Annotated in this window: 14 protein-coding genes; 1 reads left to right on the forward strand and 13 read right to left on the reverse strand. The window is 38.7% G+C overall.

Annotated features, from left to right (window positions below; all coding sequences use genetic code 11):
• Positions 1 to 77: 77 nt before the first annotated feature.
• The 13 genes from QZR76_RS04995 to hisS all read right to left on the reverse strand — a co-directional run bounded on the left by QZR76_RS04995 (position 78) and on the right by hisS (position 20,411).
• The gene (locus tag QZR76_RS04995) at positions 78 to 1,670 is read right to left on the reverse strand and encodes a PKD-like family lipoprotein (protein WP_294140950.1); all 1,593 of its coding nucleotides are present in this window, start codon (positions 1,668 to 1,670) and stop codon (positions 78 to 80) included.
• A gap of 21 nt (positions 1,671 to 1,691) precedes the next feature.
• The gene (locus QZR76_RS05000; RefSeq protein ID WP_294140951.1) at positions 1,692 to 2,387 is read right to left on the reverse strand and encodes a DUF4843 domain-containing protein; all 696 of its coding nucleotides are present in this window, start codon (positions 2,385 to 2,387) and stop codon (positions 1,692 to 1,694) included.
• An 11-nt stretch (positions 2,388 to 2,398) separates the two neighbouring features.
• Positions 2,399 to 3,895 carry a RagB/SusD family nutrient uptake outer membrane protein gene (locus QZR76_RS05005; RefSeq protein ID WP_294140953.1) on the reverse strand — a complete coding sequence of 499 codons (1,497 nt, stop codon included), beginning with the start codon at positions 3,893 to 3,895 and terminating at the stop codon, positions 2,399 to 2,401.
• A gap of 10 nt (positions 3,896 to 3,905) precedes the next feature.
• Positions 3,906 to 7,346 (reverse strand): SusC/RagA family TonB-linked outer membrane protein, encoded by a 3,441-nt coding sequence (locus QZR76_RS05010; protein WP_294140955.1) that lies wholly within the window; start codon positions 7,344 to 7,346, stop codon positions 3,906 to 3,908.
• A 76-nt stretch (positions 7,347 to 7,422) separates the two neighbouring features.
• Positions 7,423 to 8,613, reverse strand: coding sequence for a FecR family protein (locus tag QZR76_RS05015; protein WP_294140956.1), 1,191 nt, complete (start codon positions 8,611 to 8,613; stop codon positions 7,423 to 7,425).
• A 161-nt stretch (positions 8,614 to 8,774) separates the two neighbouring features.
• Positions 8,775 to 11,075 carry a Gldg family protein gene (locus QZR76_RS05020; protein WP_294140958.1) on the reverse strand — a complete coding sequence of 767 codons (2,301 nt, stop codon included), beginning with the start codon at positions 11,073 to 11,075 and terminating at the stop codon, positions 8,775 to 8,777.
• 18 nt (positions 11,076 to 11,093) lie between these two features.
• Complete coding sequence (locus QZR76_RS05025; RefSeq protein ID WP_294140960.1) at positions 11,094 to 12,026, reverse strand: ABC transporter ATP-binding protein; 933 nt, start codon at positions 12,024 to 12,026, stop codon at positions 11,094 to 11,096.
• Positions 12,027 to 12,088: 62 nt separating this feature from the next.
• A complete protein-coding gene (locus QZR76_RS05030; RefSeq protein WP_294140961.1) occupies positions 12,089 to 14,389 on the reverse strand; it encodes a Gldg family protein in 2,301 nt (766 codons plus the stop codon).
• 20 nt (positions 14,390 to 14,409) lie between these two features.
• Entirely contained in the window at positions 14,410 to 15,336 is a 927-nt protein-coding gene (locus tag QZR76_RS05035) for an ABC transporter ATP-binding protein (protein ID WP_294140962.1), read from the reverse strand.
• Between the two features lie 200 nt (positions 15,337 to 15,536).
• Positions 15,537 to 16,229 carry an RNA polymerase sigma-70 factor gene (locus QZR76_RS05040; RefSeq protein ID WP_294140964.1) on the reverse strand — a complete coding sequence of 231 codons (693 nt, stop codon included), beginning with the start codon at positions 16,227 to 16,229 and terminating at the stop codon, positions 15,537 to 15,539.
• A 359-nt stretch (positions 16,230 to 16,588) separates the two neighbouring features.
• Entirely contained in the window at positions 16,589 to 17,020 is a 432-nt protein-coding gene (locus QZR76_RS05045; RefSeq protein WP_294140965.1) for a hypothetical protein, read from the reverse strand.
• Positions 17,021 to 17,378: 358 nt separating this feature from the next.
• Positions 17,379 to 18,878, reverse strand: coding sequence for a histidine ammonia-lyase (hutH, locus tag QZR76_RS05050; protein WP_294140967.1), 1,500 nt, complete (start codon positions 18,876 to 18,878; stop codon positions 17,379 to 17,381).
• A gap of 171 nt (positions 18,879 to 19,049) precedes the next feature.
• On the reverse strand, positions 19,050 to 20,411 hold the full coding sequence (gene hisS / locus QZR76_RS05055) for a histidine--tRNA ligase (protein ID WP_294140969.1): 1,362 nt from the start codon (positions 20,409 to 20,411) through the stop codon (positions 19,050 to 19,052).
• Positions 20,412 to 20,826: 415 nt separating this feature from the next.
• Here hisS and QZR76_RS05060 point away from each other — a divergent pair, with 415 nt between their 5' ends.
• Positions 20,827 to 20,973 (forward strand): hypothetical protein, encoded by a 147-nt coding sequence (locus tag QZR76_RS05060; RefSeq protein ID WP_294140970.1) that lies wholly within the window; start codon positions 20,827 to 20,829, stop codon positions 20,971 to 20,973.
• Positions 20,974 to 21,010: the final 37 nt, after the last annotated feature.

Genomic DNA, 21,010 nt, shown 5'->3' on the forward strand with positions numbered 1-21,010 from the left:
CTTATGACTTTTACTGAAAAATGGAAAAGGCAGCCTCAATACCGGGGCTGCCTTTTTGCGCTATGTTAGAGAATGGATTATCCGAAGTCACTTCCAATTCTGAAAAGAATATTGATAACTTTATCGCCTAAGCTTGTCCCCTTGGGCATTTCCCAGAGTAACTTTTCTTTTTCCAAATTCAAACCGTTCACTTCGAGTATAATGACCCGGCCGTTTTTAAGAACGACACCTAACCTGTTTGAATTGTAGTTTTCGGCGTTCATACAAGCAATTTCACTATCCTCGAAATGATAATACGGTTTAACTCCGTTTTCCGGATTATTGAGATTGTAGATGAATAAATCTTTCCCTTGTGCAATCATTACGAATGGTTTTGATTTGTAGGGTAAATTATAGATTACACAATCTTCGTATTTTAACGGGGTACCGTCTGATGCTTGTTGAGGTAATTCTGCGTATGCCGTGCCCGGAAATTCATACGTTAAGCCGGTCGAACTATAGTCTCTTTTTAGGATGAATTGCTCCTGATAATATTTATTAGTAACATTATCTTTTAGTACTAAGAAATATTGACAAGAGGTATTATTTTGAAATATATATCCACAGTGAATCAAAGTATTGTTTCCTAAATTGTTTGCCGGAATGTATTGTTTGGGCCATCCGTCGTTAGGATCCGGTAATACTTCTACTTTACCCATTGCGTAAACATCCTGAAAAGTATTTTTCACGTCAAATACGACCAAAAATCTATTTTGAGGAGCTTGAGCAGTGCCTTTTTCATGAATTAGGCAATATTGGGTATCTCCAATTCTGGAATGAATCAATTGTCCGTAAATTTCATGCTCCTCAATTTTCATTGGGGTTGGAATGAAGAATCCTGAATGAATCAATTCATTGGTTTGTTTTACACGGGAGTATATTTTACCGTTGTGATTCTGTAAAAGATCAACCCATTGCATAAACATGGCGTTTACCGGACGAAAATCAACAGGATAACCACCTCCGATAAATGCTTGTTTCAGGTTTATGTCTTTTTCAAAGGTGGTACTGTTGATGTCAATATCGCCTTGTCCTCCTGATTGTAGTACTAAAAGTTGAGCGGGAGGGGTCGTACGACGACCGAAATGTTCATGCAATTTCAACGGACCGCTTCCCAGTTCTTCCTTATTCACGGTTTTGTAAAGATTTTCGTAGATTCGATTATTGTATTTATTCGTCTCGTCATCCTGAATTTCACGAATATAACTTAGACTGGAATATCCGTTCTTCTCCGTTAAAATATACCAACCGTTGTTAACGTAAGGGGTTGTAATATTTAAATGAGTCGTTTGTATGTATTGTACGTTGTATTTGTGATCCGTGACCCGCAAAATGCAATATGCTTCAGCCATGGTATCGATGATCCATTCCAGATTCCGTTCGTTACCAATAACCTTTTCTGCAAATGACCATTCATAACTTAACTCCACATTGCTACTATCTCCTTTTGCATAAGTGAACTTCGGAGTAATCCGTATGGTATCCCCGAGGGTAGGACTGGAGATATAGTTGAATTCTTCGATCTTAATTTCGTTCAGGTCGGCGTAGTCATAATTCCCTTTATCGTCGTAACATCCGATAAAACTCAGTATCAATACCGTAAGTATATATATGATATTTTTTGATTTCATAATATTCTATTCATTATAAAGTTAGTAAGCCGGAACTCCATCAACCATAGGAAATTCATTACCGTTCTTGTCTTTTTCCATAATGTTGTTTTTAATCAGATATTCTTTGAATTCCAGTGCCAAAATTCGAATTTCCGAAAAAGACATTTCTGAAAGATCACTGACGTGTGTGGCGATAACAAAATGGTCGTATTTCTGATCGCTGTATTCCCCTAATAGAATCAGTTCGATGTCGTCTTTCCACCACAACGGTTGACTTTTAATATTGCTGAAGATAACTTTAATATCCTGTTTATTGTAAATTCCCGGTGAGAAATTTTCATTTGCAACGATCCGGAAGGTTACTTTAAATCTTCTTTCGGAGAGTTCCGGTCTGGCCTTTTTGATGTGGATATAGATGGTGTCCTTATCTTGATTCGGGGCGAATTTCAATGTTTTAGGTAATTCGTAGTCCACAGGTAATGCCGTTGTTAACGAATCGACTACAACCAATTTGTATTCCAACGAATCGTGGGATGGTTTACCGATTAAAGCAATTTCAAACGGAACGTCCAGTTCATTTGTAAGATAATGGGTAAAGGAGATCACGGCTGAATCCCGTCCCTCATCATTGGGAAAATAGAGATAGCGCGCTTCCCCTTCATAAATAGGGGTCTCATTTGTTTCACAGCCGATTAATCCTGCAAAAAATGCGAATAATAGAATATATTTTTTCATGATATAGATGTTTAATTTATGAGTTCATTATCAGGTAATGGAATAACAAATCCGTTATCGGGCATAGTTCTGACCGGTTTTATGTTTAAACGTTTGTAGTAGTAAAAGAGCTGGCCTTCTTGCATGAATTCTCTTTTAGCCTCTTTTATTAATTCCTCTAAGAAACTATCTAAATCGTTGATTTTGCTATTTAAGCCTTCCCGTTCGCAGCCCCGAGCCTCTCTTAGATCGTCAAGAGTTTTCAACGCTTCGGTTTTATTATTACTTCTATAAAGATATTCGGCTTTAATATAATACATTTCACCAAGACGAATCATCGGAATCATGTCTGCACTTTTGCTATAATCGCCTGCACTTCCGGTGGGTTCTAACAACTTATTGCAAGCTCTATAACTTCCGATTAATTCCGTTACAGCGTTTCCGCGGCAATCACCTCCGTCATCAAACATCGTTTTCAGATCGGTAGTTTTGGTCATAAGGGTAAACTCAATGCTGTTGTCATTGTAATTATTTACTGATTTGTATCGATCCAATAATAACGTGTTAGACAACGTGAATATGATTTCTTCGTACATTTTACGATCTTTGTTACTTTCAACATCATAAGCATCGGTAAAACTAAATACTTCGGTGTCCCAGCTTCCGTAAACAGCATCGATCACCTCACTTGCTTGTTTATAGGCTTCCTCGTATTTACCCATATAGTTGTAAACGCGGGCTAATAAGGCTGTAACTGCGTAATAGTTCATACGATATCCGCGATATCTGTAGAATAAATCTTTTGGAACAGAACTGCTTTCACCTGAAAGATAATACCTGTATTGTGCCATGTTTAGCATATTTACATGAGCGGGTATCGTGTCGAAAGAACCCACGAGGGTTTTGGCTTTTAACAAATCTTTCTCAACCAAATCCAATACTTCGGTTACGGTTCTATCCGGTTCGAAAGTAGAAGGATATTTACTGAAATAGGGGATATAACCTCTATCGTCATTTTTGGCTACTTCCGGCGAAGGAGCAAAAAGACGTAACATATCGAAATGGAGTAGGGCTCTCAATGCCAATGCTTCTCCTTCAATTAGGTTTTTCTCTTCTTGTGCTCCCGGGAAAATCAGGGGATCGGTTTTTTGTAATTTCGTGATAAGATTGTTACAATTAGCGATGCAATTGTATGTTTTCGTCCAGATGTTTTCAGTAATAGGCTTTACCGTTTTGTCGGTATAAGCGTAATTATCGGCAATTTTACGATAAGCGGTAGAGCTTTTGAAACGGGATTTGTAATAAAGTTGTCCCATAACATCGACTAGTCCCCAACTCATTTCTTGTCCGTACATGTCGTATGAGGACATTTGACGATATACTCCGTGCAGTGCATTTCGATACCCTTCGTATGTTGAGAAAAGTTCTTCTTCCGTTACGGTATCTTGTGGGTCTACATTCAACCAATCATTGCAGGAACCCAACATGATTGGTAAAACACATATGATTAAAAATTTCTTTAATTTCATAACTTACAATTTAAAAACTAGCCTTTATTGAGAAACTAAAAGATCTTGCAAAGGGATAACTCAATCCGCGCTCTGCTTTTACGGTACTCCATCTGAAAATTTCGCTACCACCTATTTCCAGACGCAACATGCTTAACCGGCAAGCTTTCATCCATCTTAATTCTCTGTCGAAATCGTATCCGAGGGTAACAGAATTCAAGGACAACCAATTATTGTCTTCGACAAAACGAGAGGAAGGACGGGTCGTTTCTTCCGATTGGTTTGCTATTCCCAAATTAATTTTACGGTATTTTGCGATATCACCGGGTTCTTTCCAACGCTCTTTTAAAACACGTTTATCCACGTTCGTGGTACGGATGTTTACATTTTCAACTTTGTCTACTAAGGTTTGGTTGTAGATTTGACCTCCCCATTCATATGAAAAGGTAACGAATAGACTGAAGTTTTTGTAAGATGCATTCATACCGAACGATCCTTTTGCTTTGGGTTCCTCATTTCCTAAGATAACCTGATCGTTGGCATTCCATCTATCGGTTAACGTTCCGTCTTTTTTCACTAATATTTCATTACCACTGGCAGGATCGATTCCTAATGAACGAACCCCGAAAATGGACGTTAATGAGCCTCCCTCCTCGAATTGCCGGAAAGGTTTGGTGTTCGATCCGTCATATCGACTACTATTCGTAAAATGGTCGTTAACCTGGTTGTTGTAATCTTTTAAACTTTGGGCAATTTCCAATAATTTATCCTCGTTGTGGGCTAAGTTGGCAAACAATGCCAAGAAAAGGTTTCCTTTTGAAATTAAGTTACTTCTCATGTTGATTTCGAATCCGGTTTTCCGTAATTTTCCGATATTATCCACATAGGTCGTGAAACCGGTTGAACTGCGAATTGTTACGCTATTGACCAAATCGACAGTTTTTTCGTTATAATAGTTGAAATCCACATAAAAAGCCTGTTTCAAAAGACCTAATTCGATACCGAGATTGATCTTATTCGTAGTCTCCCATGTTAAATCTTTGTTTCCCAGTGCTTTTAAGGATGCTCCGTATCCGGTTTTATACCACTCTTCCGAAAGAATTTCGTACGTGGTTCTCGCTTGATAAGGGGCAAAATTCACTTTACCGGTTTGTCCGTAAGTACCTTTGATTTTTAATTGTTCAATAATGGAATTATTTTTTAGAAAAGCATAGTTGTGGATGTTTATACCGGCTCCTGTTGACCAGAAGGTGGCATATTTGTTGTCTACTCCAAATTCGGAAGAACCGTCTACGCGAATAGACGCATCGAATAGATAGATGTTGTTGTAGCTGTAGTTAACTAAGCCTACGAATCCGATTAATCGGGTAGAATTTTCCGAATAAGACGGTTTTTGAACGATCGTTTGAGCGTAGTTCGGAGAACTAAGACTTCCTGATGGGAAACCTCTATAAAAAGCCGAAGTTCCGGTTGTTTTAGTCGAACGGGCATTTATACCAACTAAAGCGTTGATATTGTGTTTATTGATATTACGGTTATAAGATGCCTGTAAATTTAAGTTCCAGTTAAAATTTTTTCCGTCATTGGTTCTAAGTTCTCCGGAAGAGGTATTGTATGAGCTAAGTGGTTGAGAATTTCTTTTCGATAGCGGATCTAAGAATTTTTTTCCGTCACTTACTTCTTTGGTTATACTGAATTCTCCTTTGATTAACATATGATTTGTTGCATACCAATTGATACTCAGATTATTGGTAATCTCTTCGGTGGAGGATTTTTCAAAACTCCCCAAGGTCGATTCGTATAGTGGGTTTGGTTTATCTAAAGTTTGCCCCCAACCATCCAAATTTTCCAAATAGCGTCCCAATTCGTCTTTGTATACATCGTAAGGTTGTGCTTTCGTGTATTCTGAAAAACTTCCGAAAGGAGACTCTTGGGATCTTACAACAGTATAGGAGACCTGATCCTTTACCTGTAAAGTTTTATATCGATAGTCTATGTATAGGGCTACGCCGAATCTGTTTCGGAAAGACTCTTTCATAATACCGTCCTGATTATGGTAAGAAACATCCAGTCCGAAACGCAATGCTTCGGAACCTCCTTCTACGAAAAGCGCGTGTTTATGATTAAAGGTTGTTCTCAAAGGTAATGAAAGCCAATAGGTATCGACACCTTTGGCAACGTTGGCCTGTTTCCTGAGATAAATTTTTTCCAGACTTAATCTGTCATACTCGTCTTCTGCTTCAAAGATACCGGCACGAACTTCCGTTTCGAGTTTTTCTGCGGCATTTGTCAGGTTGTAATCGGTTAAGTCCGGCATTGTAATTTCACTATCGAAACTATAAGAGATATTGATACTTCCGGCTTTCGGGGCAACAGTTGTAATAACCACAACTCCGTTGGCTGCCCGCGAACCATACATGGCCGTTGCTGCGGCATCTTTTAGAATGGTGACCGATTCGATCCGACTCGGGTCCATATCGTATAACTTTTGTACGCTGATTTCGAAACCGTCCATGATGAATGTCGGTAAGTTCGGGTTGTCTTTTAAGGCGGATTTGGAAATATAACCTTGCGCTTGATCGGCTTTTAACTTATCCAACTCTTTTAATCCGATTCCTGAACGACCGCGAATGTACATTTCCGGTAAGGCATTCGGGTCGGATCCCCATTCGTTATTGGTTTGAATGCGAAAAGAGGGATCAAAAACCTGTAATGCTTTGATAACGTTTGTTTTGGATACTTTTAACAGTTCTTCTCTATGGATTGTTACGGAAGAGCCGGTAAAACTCTCTTTACGGATATTGGCAATACCGGTAATAACGACTTCCTCGACTTCTGTTACATCTTCTTTCATTTTAATGATCAGATCTTTATCATCATCTTTTCGATTCTCTTTCAAACGATGCTCTACGGTTTGCATCCCGATAAATGAGAAAACCAGAATAGTACTGTCCAGTTTGGGAATTTCCAATTTGAATTCACCGTTTGTTCCGGTAGCAATTCCGAGTGTTGTTCCCTTGATGATAACAGAAACTCCGGGTAAAGGCAATCCTTTTTCATCTATGACCTTTCCTTTGATTACACGAGGTTTGTAATCCTCTTTAGCCTTTTGTTGAGGGCGAATGATGATTACTCCATTCTGAATTTCATATGACAGTTGGGTATTAGCTAAAATTTTTTGTAAAAACTCTTCGATAGTGGCGTCTTTGATATCAATATCCCGTTTTCCGTATTTTTGGACTTCTTCGATACGGTACAGAAATTTGTACTCTGTTTCTGTTCGGACGCTTTTAATTAATTCATCGATAGTTGCATTTCGCATTTTTACTGTCAACCTTCCGAGCTGTGATGAATTTCCGGCTTGCAGCGAAAACGTGGAAATCAGAATAAGCAATAGAATTGCTCGCAGAATAGTTAACGTTTTTTTAAATCTTTGATGTAAATCAAAGACATAGATTCGTTTTTTTTCCATAAATTTGAAAGTTTATTAATAGTCAATTAATAGATAAACAGGATACAGAAGATATTACCACTATCTTCTGTATTTTTTATTGATGAGTTTTACTTATAATCACATTTTTCCCATTGATGTTGAAATGAATATTGGTTGCTTTTTCAAGCATTTTTAGTACTTCGTTAAAATCATCGTATCGTTCCAAATCTCCTGTAAAATGGAAATTCTTAACTGATTCATTCGCATAAAATAGGCGGATATCGTACCATCGGCTCAATTTGTTCATGATAGATTCAAGAGTTTCATTTTCAAAGATAAATTTGCCTTCTCTCCATGAAGAAATATAATCTGCATTAACTTCTCTGGAATTCAAAGTTCGATTAGTAGTATGATAAACGGCTTGTTGATTTGGTTTTAATTGAATCGATTGTTGTCCGTTGCTGACTAAAACAGAACCCTCGTTAAGTGTTGTTTCTATGGTGTTTTCATCAGTGTAGGCTTGTACGTTGAATTTAGTACCGAGAACTTTGACGGTCAGGTTGTTTGTCGTTTTGACAATGAAGGGAGCTGTGGAGTCCTTGGCAACAGAAAAGAAAGCTTCTCCTTTTAAAGAGACTACCCTTTTATCTTTATCGAATCGGGTCGGGAAAGAAATTTCTGTTTCCGAATTTAGCCAAACCGTGGTTTTATCCGGCAGAATTAAGGTAAATTCTCCACCACGGGGGATTCTAATCGTATCGATTTTGATAGGAGTCAAAGAATCCGTTGCCTGAAAATAGGTTATTTTTTTGCCGTCACTTGTTATTTTGGTTCCGTTTTTAAGTTGGATAGCTTGCTCTTTCTCGTCAATCGATGATAGGGTTATTTTTTGTCCGTAGGAGGTAATCAACATGGCTTTTGAACTTCCCGGTACAATTTGCGAGAAGGATGTCTCCTCGTTTTTCACTTCCGGAGTTTGGAAAAGGAGCGGAAAACTGATGAGCAGAGCGATTGTTGCTGCAATACTGCCATAAATGAATAAATTCCTGTTTTTCTTTGTCGGTGCAGATAAACGCTTTTGTGTTTGTTCCCAAGCATGGGTAACATTAATTTGTTGAATAAATTGGTTCCTTTCTTTTTGTGTCTCTGCGTTGCAAATTTCTTCGAATAAAAGACGGTTGTTTTCATTCCGGTTTCTCCATCCGTTTAACTCGGCTTCTTCTTCCGTGGTGATGGTTTTGGCCAGAAATTTAGCTAAAAGTTGTGAGATTCTATATGCTTCGGAGTACTGGGATTTGTTCATCATTTTTGTTTTTATAAAATCTTCTTACTGAAAGAACACATCAAAAATAGAAAAGGATGAATAGGGGTATTTATTTTTTTATAAATAATTGATTTGATGAAGAGACTGTCCGAAATTTTATTTTCGGACAGCTCTTGGTTGTTGATACGAAATGGATTATTGTATTATCTACTTTTCCTAAACCACCACATTCTGAGACTGATAAATATTAATATACCAGGCAGAAGTCCCATGAATAGTAGTTTTAACCAGATTTCAGAACCTTCTCCCAGGTAAGCATTGTCATCAGAGGGGCGGGGACGACTTGTGTCTACCGGAAATTCGCCGTAGCTAAGGTCTCCAAATGAATTTGTAATCAAAGAAAAGTTAGAACTCTTCACTCCCTCTCGGGAAGTGGATAATTCTCCGTTTCCGATGCAATCGGCATCTCCCCATACCAGGATGCGTTGTTCTTTTTCTCCCATCTGACGCGTTAATTCGACCATAACCGGAATCGCTCTTTCCTCTTCTCCGATTTGAGGATTACAAATAGGTTGGTTGTCAATAAAATCTGTCGTTTCTAATTCGTTCCAGGCTCCTTTCTCGTTTGTGGTGACAAGGGGAGTGACTTTGAATCCTTTTTCTTCTAAAATTTTGATTCCGACGGCACCCGGCATCGTAATTTTGTATTTTCCTCTCCATAGTCTTTGATAACCTTGGGATAATTGTGCTGCTTCTTCGGTAATGTTACCAAAAATCAAATCGGCTGTGAAATCTTTGGAGGGTTGAACTATAATACCTGGCATAAACTCCAGTCCGAGAGAAAAGAGAAGGGGATTCATTATGTGTTGACGATAAGGTTCTCCTGAAATAATCATATTTCCTCCTCTCTCTATGTACTCTTTGATTTTGGCTAATTCTTCCAATTCTATAACCGTTTTAGGTTCTGCGATGACAAGGATATCAATATCTTCAGGGATATTTTCTTGCTCGCTTAAGTTTAGTGATGTTACGTCGAATCCTTGATTCGGTAACGCGTATCGGAAAGTGAGATCTCGAACGAAAGCTCCATAATCCCGCTCCCCTGCTCCGTTAATGCTCCGTTCTCCGTGTCCCGTGAGGAAAGCAACTTTAGGGGGTTTTGTGACGAGACGTTTTAAAGCAGCTGTAAATTCGCTTTCTGTTGGAGTACGTCGTATGTCTTCATAAAATCGTAAGAATGATTTCTGACCGTTTTCTCGTTCAATAACCCGAACCAACCGGTATCCTTCTCTTGATAGGTCGATTCGTTGATTGATTTGTTCAGGAGTGAGGAACATAGCAGTATCCCATTCCATAACTTTACATATTTCTTGAACCCGTTGTTTAGGTGTTAACCCGGGATAACGCTTATCCATATATGGATTATAGCAAGGATGATAGTAATACACGTATTTGATTTCGGTCTCCGGTTTAAAACGTACGTATTTTTCAAACTCTTGGAAATCATATTTTCTTCGATTGGGCATAGCTCGCCAATAGTTATCTTCTAAAATATTGACATAAGTTGTGATAGTCAGACCCCCCGTCAGTTTATTCATCACCTCCTGACTATTGGGAGTTAATGTGTTTATTTTGGTTTCAGTAGTATCGTAGAAACTCATAAACTGAGGTCTGGAAGATACATAACCGAGTAAGAGTGCTATGATAATTACTGAGGTATACCGGGAGATGACAATATATGACTTGCGCCGTTTCCGTTCAGAACCTAACTTTAAAATAGAAAGAGTTAAGAATAAGGCTATTACAATAATAAAATAAAGAACATCTTCGCTACAGATCAGACCGTCTAATAGAGTGGAAGATCGTCCGGAGATCGATAACCAATAAGTAATCTCTCTGACAAATTCCATATCCTGTCCCACATCTTTGATGAAGTTCAATACGGTTAGGAGAGCTAATGTACCTATTGCGGCGACTACTTGATAGGAGGTCAAGCAAGACATAAAGAGACCTATTGCTGCATAAGTACACGTGACAAGAAATACACCCAATAGTCCGGATAGGAGTAGGGGGAGATCGATATTTTTTATGGCAAATGCGGTAAATATGACATATATGAAAAGAATGGCAATTAAGATTAACGCATAGATGATCATAGACAGGTATTTTCCAAATATGATCTGTTTGTTAGTCACAGGAGAAGAGAAAAGCAATTTGATGGATCCGCTATAAAATTCTCTACTCATTAATCCCATGGTTAAAAGAGGAATATATAAGTATAAATTATCGAGCATTTCGGAGAATACTCCGTTGTAGTTAGAGAAAAGCCTGGAAGTTATACCTGAAAGATTGTAACCCAATGCTTGATAACGTATTACGTCCGCATAAACATTCGCGTAGGTCATCCCGGCCTGAAAGGTGAAAATGATTAGAATCAGCCACGCTATCGGAGAGAAAAATAGTGTGCTTAATTCTGTTCTGGTGATTCTGAATAATGTTCTCATAATATATCTTTACTATTTTTAATTGTGTGTTCTTTTCCCGGATAATTGGGCGAAAATTTCGTCTAAAGATTCTTTTTCCAGGTGAATTTCACGAAGTTCCCAGCCTTTGGAGATACTTTCTTCTACCATCCTCTCGGTAATGGTTTTAGGGGCGTTGAATTGAATCCGGTAGGTCGAATTTTCAATCGATTCGACTTGTTTCACGCCTTCTAATGCCTGTAATTCTTCTATTGCGGGGGGATTATCCAGAGTTACCAGAAAAGCGGTCGGTTCCACGTAATTATCGAAGTCATCCATGCTTCCCGAAAAAACGACTCTTCCTTGTTCGATCATTTTGATGTTGTCGCAACTGGCTTGTACTTCAGAAAGAATATGAGTAGAGAGCATAACCGTCCGGTCTTCTGCGATCTCTTTGATGAGATTGCGAATTTCTACGATTTGGTTAGGATCTAACCCGTTTGTCGGTTCGTCCAAAACGACGAATCTCGGATTATGAACGATAGCCTGTGCTATGCCAACTCGTTGTTGGTATCCTCCCGATAAATTGCGGATTAATCTTTTACTGAAATGAGTAATACAGCATTTTTCTTTGGCAAAATTTACTGCTTTTTTAATTTCGTTTTTTTCTACCAAATGTAGATGAGCGCACAGGGTTAAATATTCGTCTACCGTTAAATCAGGATATAACGGGGGCTTTTGAGGCAAAAAACCAATGTGTCGTTTAGCTTCTACCGGATGTTCACGTAAATTGATACCGTTTAAATATACATTTCCTTCGGTTTGGTTTAGTACACCGCATATGATATTCATAGTGGTGGACTTGCCTGCTCCATTGGAACCTAATAATCCGAGAATGCCTTTTTCTTTGATTTCAAAGTTTATATCACGAATGGCCCATTGGACACTATATCTGTGAGAGAGATGCTCTACTCTTACAACTGCTTCTTCCATGTGTTTTATTGATATATAATAATAGATTATGGTTTACAAACGCAACAATCGATGGATTTGTATTATTTCCCTTTTCTTCTGATCCAGATCATAATGCTTAATATGAATAAGCAACCCGGTATGATACCCATGGCGGTTGTTTTTATCCATGTTGAAGCCTGAAAGGGCAAGTTTATTTTTTTATCCGGTAAATTCGGCCGATCCGTGGTGATAGGATATTCGTCATAAGAGAGCCATTTAAATGTACCTGTTACGAATTGGTGATTGGCGATATAAATTCCGTTCCGTTGTTTACCTAATTCCCCATTACTGATACAGTCGGCATCACCGACAATCATAATTCTTTGTTCTTTATCACCAAGTTTACGACTTAAAGCAAGAGCGACTGTGTTTGTTTGTTCCACTTCTCCAGCTTTACTGTCGAGTGTAAGTATGGCATCTTGGAAATTAGTTGTTTTTAATTCATTCCAGCTTCCTTGTTTCGGACTCCGGGCAATAGGACAAACATCGAAACCTTTATCTGTCTCGTAGTTTAAGCCGCTGGCCGTCGGGAAAGCAAAAGAGTAACCATGGTTGCGGGTCTGCCTAAACGATAGAAATTGTTTTGCCGCTTCATCGGTAATTTCTCCGACAATTACAGTGGGCGAGAAATCTTCTTTGTTATCCTGAACAAGAATTCCCGGCATGAGTTGAACTCCAAAATCGGCCAAGATAGGGTTCATAAATTCTTGTCGTTGGGGTTCTCCCAGGATAAATAAGTTTCCCCCTTTTGCAATGTAGCGATTCAGTCTCTCTTTTTCTTGAGGTTCCAAGGCAGCTTTCATGTCGGCAATAATCAGAATGTCGATATCTTGAGGGACCTCTTCATCTTTTAGTGAAAGGGTCGTCACGTCGAATCCCTGATTGATCAAAGAGTGCCTGAAATAGACATCAGTTGCAAAACGTTTGTAATAGCGATCGCCGCCACTCGTTATATTACGTTCTTCGTGTCCTGTTAGGAAGGCCAAACGGGGACCTTTTACCAGAAAACGTTTTAAAGCTGCCGTTATCTCGGTTTCGGAAGGATGCTTTTCCATATCGTCATAAACACGTAAAAATGTTTTTTGGCCGTTGTCTCTTTCTATAAGGCGAACGAAACGATTTTGTTCCGGACTTAAATCGATTACTTTTTTTATTTCTTCAGGCGATAGGAACATATTGAAATTTAATTTGTCTACTTTACAAAGTTTTTCTGCTTTTTCTTTGTCGCTTAGTCCGGGATAACGATTTTCGAGGGATTCATCTTTGGCATGATCGTAATAATAGACATACTTCATTTTAATCTCCGGCTTAAAACGGATGTATTTTTCGAATTTTTTGATATCGTCTTTTCTGTTTCGCGGTAGACCGGAATAACGATTCTCCTCCAATAAATTGACAAACGTGGTAATTGTAAGTCCTCCATCGAGTTGCTTTACGATCTCTTGGCTATTCGGAGTCAATGTGTTACTTTGGGTAGCTGTAACGTCGCAATAGGATTTCAGATGGGGAAGAGTACTTAAATAACCGATAAATAGGGCAGAAATGATGGTTGTGCTGTATTGCAATATGGTTTTCGGGAGACTTCTTTTTTTCCGTTCGGCTTGCAATTTTATGACGGAGAGAGCGAGGAAGAGGAAGATAACAACAATAAAATAAATGACATCTTCACTACAGATCATCCCTTCTAAAAACTCGTAAACTCTTCCGGAAATAGATAGCCAGTAGGTAATGTCCCGGATAAAGTCGATGCCTTGTCCCATCTCTCCAACATAATTCAAGAAGCCGAGTACGGCAAGTGTACCCATGGCGGCGACAACCTGATAAGAGGTTAAGGTGGACATAAAAAGCCCGATGGCGGAATAGGCACAGATCAATAAATATAAACCGAATACAGATGTTAGAGTTAAGGGTATATCCATTTGATGGATAGTACAGGCTCCGAATAAGATATAAAGTAACCAAATACAGATAAGGATGAAACCATAAGCCATCATGGAGAAGTATTTTCCTAAAATAATCTGTAAATTGGTAATCGGGGAGGCGTAAAGTAGTTTGATGGAACCGCTGCTAAATTCTTTACTCATTAATCCCATGGTTAAAAGAGGAATATAGAGGTAAAGATTCCGTACCATTTTCGTAAATATACCCACGTAACCCACGTATACTTGATTGGTTACACCGTAAAGAGAATGTCCCAGGGATTGATTCCGTAGCTGGTTTACGAAAACATCAGAAAAGATCATCCCTGTCTGGAAAGCAAAAATGATAAGAACCAACCAGGCGACAGGAGAGAAAAATAATTGGCTTAATTCTGATTTTGCAAGTCTATATATTGTATTCATAAGATATTTCATTTTATATTTTAAAGATATTTCCCGGATAATTGAGCGAAAATGGTATCCAGTGATTCCCGTTCTAACACAATCTCACTTAATCTCCAATTGTTGGAAACACTTAATGCTGTTATTTTTTTGGTAATATCCGGACTGTCTTTAAAGTGAACCCTGAAACGTGTTCTGGTTAATGATTCAACATGTGTTACGCCAGGAATTTGATTTAATATGGAAAGGTCGGGGGGATTTTCCAATGTCATGATAAAAGTACTGGGTTCCATGTAATTATTGAAACTCCCGATGGATCCTGAAAAAACGACCTGACCGTGTTCTATCATTTTAATCTCGTCGCAAGTGGCTTGTACTTCGGGTAGGATGTGAGTGGAAAGCAGTACGGATCTATCCTTGGCAATTTCTTTTATCAGGTTTCGGATTTCTACTATTTGATTGGGGTCCAGTCCATTGGTGGGCTCATCCAAGACGACAAAACGGGGATGATGTACAATGGCTTGTGCTATACCAACCCGTTGTTGATAACCTCCGGATAAATTGCGAATCAGTCGATTACATACTTGAGTGATACGACATCGTTCCATCGCCTCGTCGACAGCTTGTTTTACTTTCTCCTTTTCGACAAGCCTTAAAATGGCACAATGCCTGAGGTATTCTTCAACCGTCAGATCCGGATGTAAAGGAGGTTTTTGCGGTAAAAAACCAATATGCTTTTTAGCTTCAACCGGATTTTCGTTTAGATTAATACCATTGATATACACCTCTCCTTCTGTTTGATTCAATACTCCACAAATGATGTTCATCGTGGTGGATTTGCCTGCGCCGTTGGAACCTAACAGACCGAGGATACCTTTTTCTTTTATTTCAAAATTGATATCCTTTATAGCCCATTGAATACTATAACGGTGAGAAAGATGTACAACTTTTACTACTGATTCTTCCATACATTCGATTTGTTTTACAGATTTACATACAATCAATCTTTTCTGCCATTGATTTGGCCAGGGAACAGTAAGATTCCGTATCCCTTTTAGAGAACACAACAATTATTAAAAAGGATGAATGGAGGATAATTTTTTCTTTGATAGAAATCAAAAATGGAGCCTTTTGATTTAAATGATAGACAGTTAATGTTTTTATAAATTTATCTTTGACTCAAGAAAATCAATAAAATGTAGAAATAGTCTTTAAGACTATGTTTCAAATTATCTATTGCATTGTATTTTAGAGTCTTAACACTGTTGACGGAGATTTCCATAATTTCGGATATCTCTTTATTTTGTTTACCCTCTAAAGTCAGTTTCATGATCTTTGCACTTTGAGGGGGTAATTTTTCTATGGCTTGTGTGAGGATGCGATAAGTTTCTTCTTCAATGAGTCGGTTGTGAAAAAGAATTTCTTGCCTCTCTACCTCGGGGGAGGTGTATTCAATGGTTTCCTTTTTGTCTCTTAGGTGATTGAAACATAGATTTTTAACTGAAACATATAAGAATGTTTTCAGATTAGGAATACTCTCGTAAGCTGTTCTTTTTTCCCATAGACGGACAAATGCCTCCTGGGCGATATCTTCTGCAACAGCCTTATTTGCAATAAATTTTATCGCAATCCTGCACATGGACGGATAAAGTTCTTCAAATAATTTTCCAAATGCTTTTATATCACCACCTTTGATAGCTTCGTATGAAATACCTTCTGTCATATTTAAGCTAAAAAATGTTCGTTTAATGATATCCAACATGATTGCAAAATGGATTTTTTGATTATTTTTAAATAAACTAATTATCAGTTGTTTCAAAAAAAATAGTAAATCATTTTTTTTTGTTACATTTGAACGCATTAAACGAACGTTTTATTTTATTTCTCTATACTTATTTACATGACATGAAAGTATGTTAAAAATCAAGGATACATATATGTTTTATTGATTCAGCGAGTCGTTTTTTCCCTGAAGGCTATCTAAATACGGCGCAAATGCTTGCACGATATTAAACATATAGATGTCGAAAACGGTATTGAACGAAGTAGGACGATTTTCTTCCCGCGTGGGACAGTGTCATTGTTCTGTACCGGATTGAAAGAAAGTGATTCCATCTAAAGCAAGAACAGCTAAAATCTGGAATATTCAATTCCGGGATGGTGTTTTAGCCTTGCATCGGACAATATGAAAAATATCGTGCAAATTTATGTCAGAGAGGATTAGCTGTATTTTTTTAATACGGCTTTACGGTTGCTTGTGCATATTCTATTTGAAAACTCTTTTATATAAACGGTTTTTAGTTTGTTGTCGATATTTGAGGCGAAATTCGGAGAACGGGAATCTATAACCGTTATTTCGTATTTTCTGATTACGACCCCGTTTTTTCTGGCTTCACAGATCCAGAGACCCGGGTAACTGGGAATTAATGAAAATCTTCCTGAGGCAGAAGTGAATATAAGGTTTCCGTTTTGCCAAATTTCGACCTCCGTTACTAAATTATCGAATTTATCTTTTACCACAAGACTGATGGATTCACCAAAGTTGATCGTATGTCTTTCGACAGGCGGAACATCGGTATTTGCGAAACTTGCCGTTGTCATTCCTATGACAAATACAAGTAGTAGGGTACATTTTGGAATTAAATTTCTCATAACCTTCGATTTTAAAGTTTTAATGATAAAAAACGAGAATCACTTCATTTGCAATTCTATAAAATTAAGAAAAATACTTTAAGACAAATGATTACGATCGAGGTTGAGTGATAATTTAGAATAGTTTTAAATAGATAGAGGCTTGTTTGTTGTGCGGGTATTTTTTTTATTCTTTCGTGGTATGTTGATAATGAGGGAGTTAAACTTAATTATGATTCTATGAAATGGTGATTGTAAATGGAACGTTGGTTGCCTGTTATAACGCGTATAGGATAATGTATTTCATCGGGTAGTGGGATGATGTGCTTAAATTTCATGAAAACAACAGGGGGGAATACTCCCCCCCTGTTGTTATTTTTTATTTAAAATTAGCGAACTCGCCTTGATTTAAAAATTCGACAGCGTTTTCGATGTCTTTGTACATCACTCGATCTTGTGCGTTGAAAGGAACAACACTACGGAATTCAGCCATGAACTCTTCCAGATAGGGCGAGGTCTTGGCGGGACGTTGCAGGTCGATGGCTTGGGCCGCATTCATGAGCTCTATAGCCAGGATCCTTTCCACGTTTTCCATAACCTTCACGCTCTTCGTGGCTGCGTTGCCTCCCATGCTGACGTGATCTTCCTGTTCGTTGGAAGAGGGGATAGAGTCCACAGAGCAGGGGGTGCATAATTGTTTGTTTTTGCTCACGATGGCTGCTGCTGCATATTGCGGGATCATAAAGCCGGAGTTTAGTCCCGAATTGGCAACTAAAAATTCGGGTGTTTTGCGGTCACCGGCAATAAGTCGGTAAGTCCTTCTTTCGGATATACTTCCTAATTCGGCTACGGCTATACTTAAGAAATCCAATACCAGGGCCAAGGGTTCTCCGTGAAAGTTTCCTCCGGATAAGATAAGGTCGTCTTCCATGAATATTGTCGGATTATCTGTAACGGAATTGATCTCCCGTTCTACGACTGAGGCTACATAATTGATCGTATCTTTCACGGCCCCGTGAACTTGCGGCATGCAACGGAACGAATAAGGATCCTGTACGTGTGTTTTTTCTGCTTTTTGGAATTCAGAGCCCTCTAATAGAGAACGAATGTTATAGGCCGTCTCAATTTGTCCGGGATGAGGACGCGCCTCGTGAATTTGTGGTAAGAACGGATCGATACGCCCATCGTAGGCTTCTAAAGAGAGAGCTCCGATGATATCGGCATATTTCGCAAGCTTAAAGGCTTTCAATAAGGCGTATACGGCATGAGAACTCATGAATTGGGTTCCGTTTAGTAAGGCTAAACCTTCTTTTGCTCCTAAAGCAATAGGTTCCCAGCCGAATTTTTTATTAATCTCTTGTGCCGGATAGATTTTACCTTTATAGAAAACTTCTCCTTCTCCGATAATCGGCAGGAAGAGATTTGCTAACGGAGCCAAATCTCCGGAAGCACCTAACGAGCCTAATTCCCGAACGACAGGAAGTACGTCGTGATTAAACATATCGATGATTCGCTCTACTGTTTGTAGTTGTACTCCGGATTTACCTAAAGAGAGAGCATGTGCTTTTAATAACAGCATCAAACGGATGATCTCTTCGTGAATAGGGGTTCCCAGGCTACATGCATGAGACATGACCAGATTGGCCTGTAGTTGACTCAGGTCTTCTGTAGAGATACTTATTTTACAAAGAGAGCCGAAGCCGGTCGTAATGCCGTATAAGGGTTTGTCTGATGTCGCAATTTTGTTGTCCAGATAGGTTTTGCAATCGTTGATTCGTTTTTTGCTTTCTTCCGATAGGGCTAATTTATATTTTTGGGTTAAGATTGCCTCAATCGTTTCGAAGGTTAAAGTTTCAGGTGATATATAATGAGTTTTCATTTTATTAGCGATTAAAAAATTAGAAATATCAATAAGTAAAACAGAAGATAAACATATCTTCTGAGCATAAGGAGATAGTATCGTCACGGGAAGCGGGTATCGAACCCGTGGTTCTTTAAAGGACGCTGTTCTTTTTTATGGATTTGCATAATATGAACTTATCGATAGATATTATTTTAATTTCTCGTACAGATGATTGATTTCGACACTCTCCTGTTCTCCCGTTACCATATTTTTTAACGTTACCGTATGATTTGTCATCTCGTTTTCTCCTATTAATGCGACATAGGGAATTCTCTTTTTGTCGGCGTAGGTCATTTGTTTTTTCATTTTTGCCGTATCCGGATATATCTCTGCATTGATACCTTGACCCCGTAAATTTTTCAAGATAGAAAGACAAAATGCTTCCTCCCGTCTTCCGAAATTGACGAATAAAATGCGGGTTGTAGTGGTAGTGTCTTGGGGAAATAGATTCAATTGATTCATGACGTCGAAAATACGGTCAGCTCCAAAAGATATGCCTACGCCAGACATGTTTTTCATACCGAAAATGCCGGTTAGATCATCATAGCGTCCTCCTCCTGTAATACTTCCGATTTCCGCATCTTTTGCTTTTACCTCAAATATGGCCCCGGTGTAATAGCTTAAACCTCTGGCAAGAGTAAGATCCAGTTTTATTTCGGTTGTAATATTCAGTTCCTTTATATATTGAAAGACCGTGGTTAATTCTTCAACGCCTTTTAGACCTGTCTCGCTTCCTTGAAGAATATGTTGTAAAGAGTTTAATTTCTCTTCGTTGCTACCTTGCAAATTTAGTATGGGTTGCAGCTTCAGGATAGACTCTTCGGAAATTCCTTTTTCCCGCAATTCTGCATTTACGTTTTCTGCTCCGATTTTATCCATCTTGTCAATAGCGACCGTAATATCGATCAGTTTGTCGGAAGAACCGATTATTTCGGCGATTCCAGCTAAAATTTTGCGGTTATTGATCAGGAGGCATACCTTAATTTTTAAACGATGGTAAACTTCATCCACGATTTGTATGAGTTCTACCTCATTTAATAGGGAATCACTGCCGACAACGTCCACGTCGCATTGATAAAATTCCCGATAACGTCCTTTTTGCGGACGATCGGCTCTCCATACGGGTTGAATCTGATAACGTTTGAATGGAAAGCTGATATCGTTTTGATGTTGTACGACGAAGCGGGCAAACGGGACGGTTAAGTCGTATCTTAATCCTTTTTCGCAGATTTTATTTGTGAGCCGGGGGATATTTCTCTCTTCGATCTCATTGTTGGTGACGGAGGATAAGAAATCGCCGGAGTTTAGAATTTTGAAAAGTAATTTATCTCCCTCTTCCCCGTATTTACCCATTAATGTCGATAAATTTTCCATAGCCGGAGTTTCCAACGGAAGATAACCGTAAAGTTTGAATACGGATTTGATCGTGTCAAATATGTAATTTCGTTTCACCATAATTTCCGGTGAGTAGTCTCTTGTACCTTTGGGTATGGATGGGATCTGTGCCATGGTCAATTTTAGATTTATGTTTTGTGTTCAGGACGGACAACACGTTGTCTTTTCGCCTAAAATACGTTAATCTCTTATTTTTTGCTTGCAAATATAGAAGATAAAAATGACAATTGGCGATTGTAGATTAAACGAATTTAGGGATTTTGTGATCAAATGATTAAGTGATTGGGCGATTTCTGTCTTGCTATGCCCCTGTTGGCGTGTTATTAATTGTAAATTGTAGATTAGTCTCGCGAGATTTTTTTGGGTCTACCATCGTCAATTCGTGGCCGGCGATTTGCAACAAAGTGGGTTTCTCGATGTTTTTTTCTGGCCCCGGGGTCATCGTGTCACGAGCCCGCTCCCACGCAAGTTACTGAGGCGCACGCTGATGCGTCTCGAGTTGATTTTTTCTTGAAAAAAAGTGCCTTGAATGTTTGGAAAAGCGATGAATGTTGCTTTATCTTTGCACCCGCTTTCCCGGAGGGGATGGCGGTTAACACCGGGTGAAGAGGGATGTAACGAGGGGTCGAAAAAAAAGTTTGAAAAAATGGTGAAAAAGATTTGGAGGGAAGTATAAAAAGGTGTTATCTTTGCGTCCGCTTTCGCCCCGAAAA

Source organism: uncultured Sanguibacteroides sp. (assembly GCF_900543425.1).
Lineage (GTDB): Bacteria > Bacteroidota > Bacteroidia > Bacteroidales > Marinifilaceae > Gabonibacter.

What these genes read in the sequence shown, in the direction of transcription:
- QZR76_RS04995 (WP_294140950.1), bottom strand. Translation starts at nt 1,670, where the DNA reads ATGAAATCAAAAAATATCATATATATACTTACGGTATTGATACTGAGT.
- QZR76_RS05000 (WP_294140951.1), bottom strand. Translation starts at nt 2,387, where the DNA reads ATGAAAAAATATATTCTATTATTCGCATTTTTTGCAGGATTAATCGGC.
- QZR76_RS05005 (WP_294140953.1), bottom strand. Translation starts at nt 3,895, where the DNA reads ATGAAATTAAAGAAATTTTTAATCATATGTGTTTTACCAATCATGTTG.
- QZR76_RS05010 (WP_294140955.1), bottom strand. Translation starts at nt 7,346, where the DNA reads ATGGAAAAAAAACGAATCTATGTCTTTGATTTACATCAAAGATTTAAA.
- QZR76_RS05015 (WP_294140956.1), bottom strand. Translation starts at nt 8,613, where the DNA reads ATGATGAACAAATCCCAGTACTCCGAAGCATATAGAATCTCACAACTT.
- QZR76_RS05020 (WP_294140958.1), bottom strand. Translation starts at nt 11,075, where the DNA reads ATGAGAACATTATTCAGAATCACCAGAACAGAATTAAGCACACTATTT.
- QZR76_RS05025 (WP_294140960.1), bottom strand. Translation starts at nt 12,026, where the DNA reads ATGGAAGAAGCAGTTGTAAGAGTAGAGCATCTCTCTCACAGATATAGT.
- QZR76_RS05030 (WP_294140961.1), bottom strand. Translation starts at nt 14,389, where the DNA reads ATGAATACAATATATAGACTTGCAAAATCAGAATTAAGCCAATTATTT.
- QZR76_RS05035 (WP_294140962.1), bottom strand. Translation starts at nt 15,336, where the DNA reads ATGGAAGAATCAGTAGTAAAAGTTGTACATCTTTCTCACCGTTATAGT.
- QZR76_RS05040 (WP_294140964.1), bottom strand. Translation starts at nt 16,229, where the DNA reads ATGCGTTCAAATGTAACAAAAAAAAATGATTTACTATTTTTTTTGAAA.
- QZR76_RS05045 (WP_294140965.1), bottom strand. Translation starts at nt 17,020, where the DNA reads ATGAGAAATTTAATTCCAAAATGTACCCTACTACTTGTATTTGTCATA.
- hutH (WP_294140967.1), bottom strand. Translation starts at nt 18,878, where the DNA reads ATGAAAACTCATTATATATCACCTGAAACTTTAACCTTCGAAACGATT.
- hisS (WP_294140969.1), bottom strand. Translation starts at nt 20,411, where the DNA reads ATGGCACAGATCCCATCCATACCCAAAGGTACAAGAGACTACTCACCG.
- QZR76_RS05060 (WP_294140970.1), top strand. Translation starts at nt 20,827, where the DNA reads ATGTTTGGAAAAGCGATGAATGTTGCTTTATCTTTGCACCCGCTTTCC.